This window comes from Halpernia frigidisoli, assembly GCF_900113805.1.
GTDB lineage: Bacteria > Bacteroidota > Bacteroidia > Flavobacteriales > Weeksellaceae > Halpernia > Halpernia frigidisoli.
In genome coordinates this window covers 1-5920 of the sequence record NZ_FOQT01000008.1, presented here as the reverse complement: position 1 = coordinate 5920, position 5920 = coordinate 1, and the positions used below count along the sequence as shown (strand labels likewise).

Below are 5920 nucleotides of genomic sequence, written 5' to 3'. Positions count from 1 at the left end.
AGTAGGAGAGAAGGCGGTTAAATTTTTTAGATATTTATTTAAAAAAGTTTGTATAGCTGGGAATTAATATTTACTTTTGCAGACCTTAATCGAGAGATTTTGGGAGCGTAGGAGGAGTTTGATTTATGTTTCGGAGGGTATTTAAATTTATTTAAAAAAGCTTGCGGGATTAGAAATTAAGTTTTACTTTTGCAAACCAAAATCGAGAGAGATTAGGAGCGAAGATGAGGCAATAAATTAGTCGAAAAATTATTTAGAAATTTATTTCAAAAATAGTTGTGAGATTAAAAAAAACTTTATACTTTTGCAACCGCAAATCGAGACAGAAGACAACGACAGAAGTCTTATTCGAGGAGCGGGAAGAGAAAAAGATCATTGAAAATACAAAATAACAACCAAGTAAGAAAAAGACTAAAGCGTCAATTAATAAACTTTGGGTTAGGATAACAAACATACAATGGAGAGTTTGATCCTGGCTCAGGATGAACGCTAGCGGGAGGCCTAACACATGCAAGCCGAGCGGTAGAAGATCTTCGGATCTTTGAGAGCGGCGTACGGGTGCGTAACACGTGTGCAACCTACCTTTATCTGGGAGATAGCCTTTCGAAAGGAAGATTAATATCCCATAATATATTGAATGGCATCATTTGATATTGAAAGCTCCGGCGGATAGAGATGGGCACGCGCAAGATTAGATAGTTGGTGAGGTAACGGCTCACCAAGTCAATGATCTTTAGGGGGCCTGAGAGGGTGATCCCCCACACTGGTACTGAGACACGGACCAGACTCCTACGGGAGGCAGCAGTGAGGAATATTGGACAATGGGTGAAAGCCTGATCCAGCCATCCCGCGTGAAGGATGACGGCCCTACGGGTTGTAAACTTCTTTTGTACAGGAATAAACCTAGATACGTGTATCTAGCTGAAGGTACTGTACGAATAAGCACCGGCTAACTCCGTGCCAGCAGCCGCGGTAATACGGAGGGTGCAAGCGTTATCCGGATTTATTGGGTTTAAAGGGTCCGTAGGCGGACCTGTAAGTCAGTGGTGAAATCTCATAGCTTAACTATGAAACTGCCATTGATACTGCAGGTCTTGAGTGAATTAGAGGTAGCTGGAATAAGTAGTGTAGCGGTGAAATGCATAGATATTACTTAGAACACCAATTGCGAAGGCAGGTTACCATGATTCAACTGACGCTGAGGGACGAAAGCGTGGGGAGCGAACAGGATTAGATACCCTGGTAGTCCACGCCGTAAACGATGCTAACTCGTTTTTGGGGCTTCGGCTTCAGAGACCAAGCGAAAGTGATAAGTTAGCCACCTGGGGAGTACGTTCGCAAGAATGAAACTCAAAGGAATTGACGGGGGCCCGCACAAGCGGTGGATTATGTGGTTTAATTCGATGATACGCGAGGAACCTTACCAAGACTTAAATGGGAAATGACCGGTTTAGAAATAGACCTTTCGCAAGACATTTTTCAAGGTGCTGCATGGTTGTCGTCAGCTCGTGCCGTGAGGTGTTAGGTTAAGTCCTGCAACGAGCGCAACCCCTGTCACTAGTTGCTACCATTAAGTTGAGGACTCTAGTGAGACTGCCTACGCAAGTAGAGAGGAAGGTGGGGACGACGTCAAATCATCACGGCCCTTACGTCTTGGGCCACACACGTAATACAATGGCCGGTACAGAGGGCAGCTACACAGCGATGTGATGCAAATCTCGAAAGCCGGTCTCAGTTCGGATTGGAGTCTGCAACTCGACTCTATGAAGCTGGAATCGCTAGTAATCGCGCATCAGCCATGGCGCGGTGAATACGTTCCCGGGCCTTGTACACACCGCCCGTCAAGCCATGGAAGTCTGGGGTACCTGAAGTCGGTGACCGTAAAAGGAGCTGCCTAGGGTAAAACAGGTAACTAGGGCTAAGTCGTAACAAGGTAGCCGTACCGGAAGGTGCGGCTGGAACATCTCATTTTAGAGACTCGTTTTAGGACGAGTATAAACAAACAAGTACTTTAAATAGTGCAAACATTCTAACAAAAAGTTTAGTCGCTTTAGTTTTTTTACTTCGGTTGGTATTTTATAAAATATACCCCTAAAGATTAGTATCGAGGGACAGAGATTGAGGATAAGGGCGCATTATATTACTTATTGCCCATTACTTATCACTCATAAAGAGTCTCGTAGCTCAGCTGGTTAGAGCGCTACACTGATAATGTAGAGGTCGGCAGTTCGAGCCTGCCCGAGACTACTGATTAATAGAAAAAGGGGGGATTAGCTCAGCTGGCTAGAGCGCCTGCCTTGCACGCAGGAGGTCATCGGTTCGACTCCGATATTCTCCACAAAATTGCGTTAGCAGACAGGAATAAAGCAGCAAGAAAAGATAATTTAGTTACCAAGTGTAACAAGCGAAGAAGATATTTAAAAATATCCATTACATAGACGAAAAATTAAGCATTAATAGATGCGAGATTAGAAATTAAGGACTGAAAGGTTGATAATTGCTAATTAAAAAAGGTTCATACCTTTATTTTTCACTATACAGAAATCTGATTTAAAAGTTGAAGTGGAGCCAAAAACAACACTTCGTATCAGAGGACTTATAAGAATAAGAGATCATTGACAATAACGATAAAGACATCACAAAGAGAAAACCAAAGCACTTTTGAGTGTTTTGAAGAAATTAAAAATATTAGGAAAGAAATCGTTAAGGGCGTATGGCGGATGCCTAGGCTTTCAGAGGCGAAGAAGGACGTGGTAAGCTGCGAAAAGCTGCGGGGATCGGCACACACGAATTGATCCGCAGATGTCCGAATGGGGCAACCCGGCTGGTTGAAGACCAGTCACCTCGCAAGAGGAGCAAACCCGGAGAACTGAAACATCTAAGTACCCGGAGGAAAAGAAATCGAAGAGATTCCGTAAGTAGCGGCGAGCGAAAGCGGATTAGCCCAAAAGCTTTTATATGTTTAGTAGAATGTTCTGGAAAGAACAGCCATAGAGGGTGATAGCCCCGTATATGAAAGGCATACATAAGTGATAAATGAGTAGGGCGGGACACGTGAAATCCTGTTTGAATATGGGGGGACCATCCTCCAAGGCTAAATACTCCTGAAAGACCGATAGTGAACAAGTACTGTGAAGGAAAGGTGAAAAGCACTTCGAATAGAAGGGTGAAAGAGAACCTGAAACCGTACGCCTACAAGCGGTCGGAGCCCACAAGTTGGGTGACGGCGTGCCTTTTGCATAATGAGCCTACGAGTTAATTTTACTAGCGAGCTTAAGTACTTAAGGTACGGAGGCGCAGCGAAAGCGAGTCTGAATAGGGCGCTTTAGTTAGTAGGATTAGACGCGAAACCTTGTGATCTACCCATGGGCAGGTTGAAGCTTTGGTAACACAAAGTGGAGGACCGAACCGGTTGACGTTGAAAAGTCTTCGGATGACTTGTGGGTAGGGGTGAAAGGCCAATCAAACTGGGAGATAGCTCGTACTCCCCGAAATGCATTTAGGTGCAGCGTTGTGTATAAGTTTATTAGAGGTAGAGCTACTGATTGGATGCGGGGGAGTCAAATCCTACCAATTCCTGACAAACTCCGAATGCTAATAAATGTTTCACGGCAGTGAGGGCATGGGTGCTAAGGTCCATGTCCGAGAGGGAAAGAACCCGGACCAACAGCTAAGGTCCCCAAATCTATACTAAGTTGAAATAACGCGGTTGAACTGCATTGACAGCTAGGATGTTGGCTTGGAAGCAGCCATTCATTTAAAGAGTGCGTAACAGCTCACTAGTCGAGCGGTTCGGCATGGATAATAATCGGGCATAAGTATAGTACCGAAGCTATGGATTTATAACTTTTGAGTTATATCTGGTAGGGGAGCATTCTGTTTGCACAGAAGCTGCATCGCGAGGTGTGGTGGAGCGGACAGAAAAGAAAATGTAGGCATAAGTAACGATAAAGGGGGCGAGAAACCCCCTCACCGAAAGACTAAGGGTTCCTCAGCTATGCTAATCAGCTGAGGGTTAGTCGGGACCTAACGCGAACCCGAAAGGGGAAGTGGATGGACAATGGGTTAATATTCCCATACCTGCTCATACTAAAAAGGGGACGGATTGCCGTACTTACTGGAGACTGACGGAATAGTCAAGACCTAGCCTTCGGGCGAAGTTGTTGTAGGGAAAGCGATTCCAAGAAAAGCCGAATTGAAGCAGCCCGTACCAAAACCGACACAGGTGGTCGAGGAGAGAATCCTAAGGTGCTAGAGTGAATCATGGTTAAGGAACTAGGCAAAATAGTCTCGTAACTTCGGAAGAAGAGACGCCCCATCAGCGATGATGGGGCCGCAGTGAAGAGGCCCAGGCGACTGTTTATCAAAAACACAGGACTCTGCTAAATCGAAAGATGCTGTATAGGGTCTGACACCTGCCCGGTGCTGGAAGGTTAAGGGAGGGGCTTAGGGATTTATCCCGAAGGTCTTAACTGAAGCCCCAGTAAACGGCGGCCGTAACTATAACGGTCCTAAGGTAGCGAAATTCCTTGTCGGGTAAGTTCCGACCTGCACGAATGGTGTAACGATCTGGGCACTGTCTCAACCATGAGCTCTGTGAAATTGTAGTATCGGTGAAGATGCCGATTACCCGCAATGGGACGAAAAGACCCTGTGAACCTTTACTATAACTTCGTATTGACTTTGAATAAACAATGTGTAGGATAGGTGGGAGGCTTTGAAGCGGGCACGCTAGTGTTCGTGGAGCCAACGTTGAAATACCACCCTTTGTTTATTTAGAGCCTAACTTCCTTACGGAAGGACATTGCGTGGTGGGTAGTTTGACTGGGGTGGTCGCCTCCAAAAGAGTAACGGAGGCTTTCAAAGGTACCCTCAGCACGCTTGGTAACCGTGCGTAGAGTGTAATGGCATAAGGGTGCTTGACTGTGAGACCTACAAGTCGATCAGGTGCGAAAGCAGGACATAGTGATCCGGTGGTTCCGTATGGAAGGGCCATCGCTCATAGGATAAAAGGTACTCCGGGGATAACAGGCTAGTCTCCCCCAAGAGCTCATATCGACGGGGAGGTTCGGCACCTCGATGTCGGCTCGTCACATCCTGGGGCTGGAGAAGGTCCCAAGGGTTGGGCTGTTCGCCCATTAAAGTGGCACGCGAGCTGGGTTCAGAACGTCGTGAGACAGTTCGGTCTCTATCTATTGCGGGCGTTAGATGTTTGAGAGGGCTTGAATCTAGTACGAGAGGACCGATTTGAACAAACCTCTGGTGTATCTGTTGTATTGCCAAGTGCATCGCAGAGTAGCTACGTTTGGTAAGGATAAGCACTGAAAGCATATAAGTGCGAAACCTGCCTCAAGATGAGACATCTTTTAAGGGTCGTTGGAGATGACAACGTTGATAGGCTATAGGTGTAAAGGCAGTAATGTCATAGCCGAGTAGTACTAATTACCCGTAGATTTATAGCTTAATATAACTTCAAACCTTGAAAGTGCATCAATGGTTTGCTCTTTGTGAACGTTTTTATCGATTTTTTAGTAAGACTGAAAGATAATAGACAAATAGATAATAGATTTTAAAGTCTATCGTCTATACTCTATAAATCTTTTATCTACTAAATATAATATACTGTACATCCTTTTGTACAAAACGCCTTTAGGGTGGTTTTAGCAGAGGGGCTCACCTGTTCCCATTCCGAACACAGAAGTTAAGCCCTCTAGCGCCGATGGTACTGCTAACGCGGGAGAGTAGGTCGCCGCCAGTTTTTTTTTAAATCCCCACACATTTACTTGTGTGGGGATTTTTTGTGACCTTTTTTTTGAATGATTTAAAATAATACCAGAAATAATTTAATTATTGCTGATGATAAAAGTAATTTTAAACCGTCATATCAGTATAAATGCAGTAATTAACTTTCGTTTTTGAT

At 44.9% G+C, this 5920-nt stretch carries 2 tRNA genes and 3 rRNA genes; all 5 read left to right on the top strand.

From position 1 onward, the window contains the following. Positions 1–454 precede the first annotated feature (454 nt). A 16S ribosomal RNA gene (locus BM238_RS14185) occupies positions 455–1971 on the top strand. Between the two features lie 202 nt (positions 1972–2173). Then, positions 2174–2247: transfer RNA gene (locus tag BM238_RS14180), tRNA-Ile, on the top strand. A 17-nt stretch (positions 2248–2264) separates the two neighbouring features. After that, positions 2265–2338: transfer RNA gene (locus BM238_RS14175), tRNA-Ala, on the top strand. 355 nt (positions 2339–2693) lie between these two features. After that, a 23S ribosomal RNA gene (locus tag BM238_RS14170) occupies positions 2694–5462 on the top strand. A gap of 188 nt (positions 5463–5650) precedes the next feature. Further along, positions 5651–5758, top strand: a 5S ribosomal RNA gene (gene rrf, locus BM238_RS14165). Together the 16S, 23S and 5S rRNA genes with 2 tRNA genes alongside form the textbook arrangement of a ribosomal RNA operon. The last annotated feature ends 162 nt before the right edge of the window (positions 5759–5920 follow it).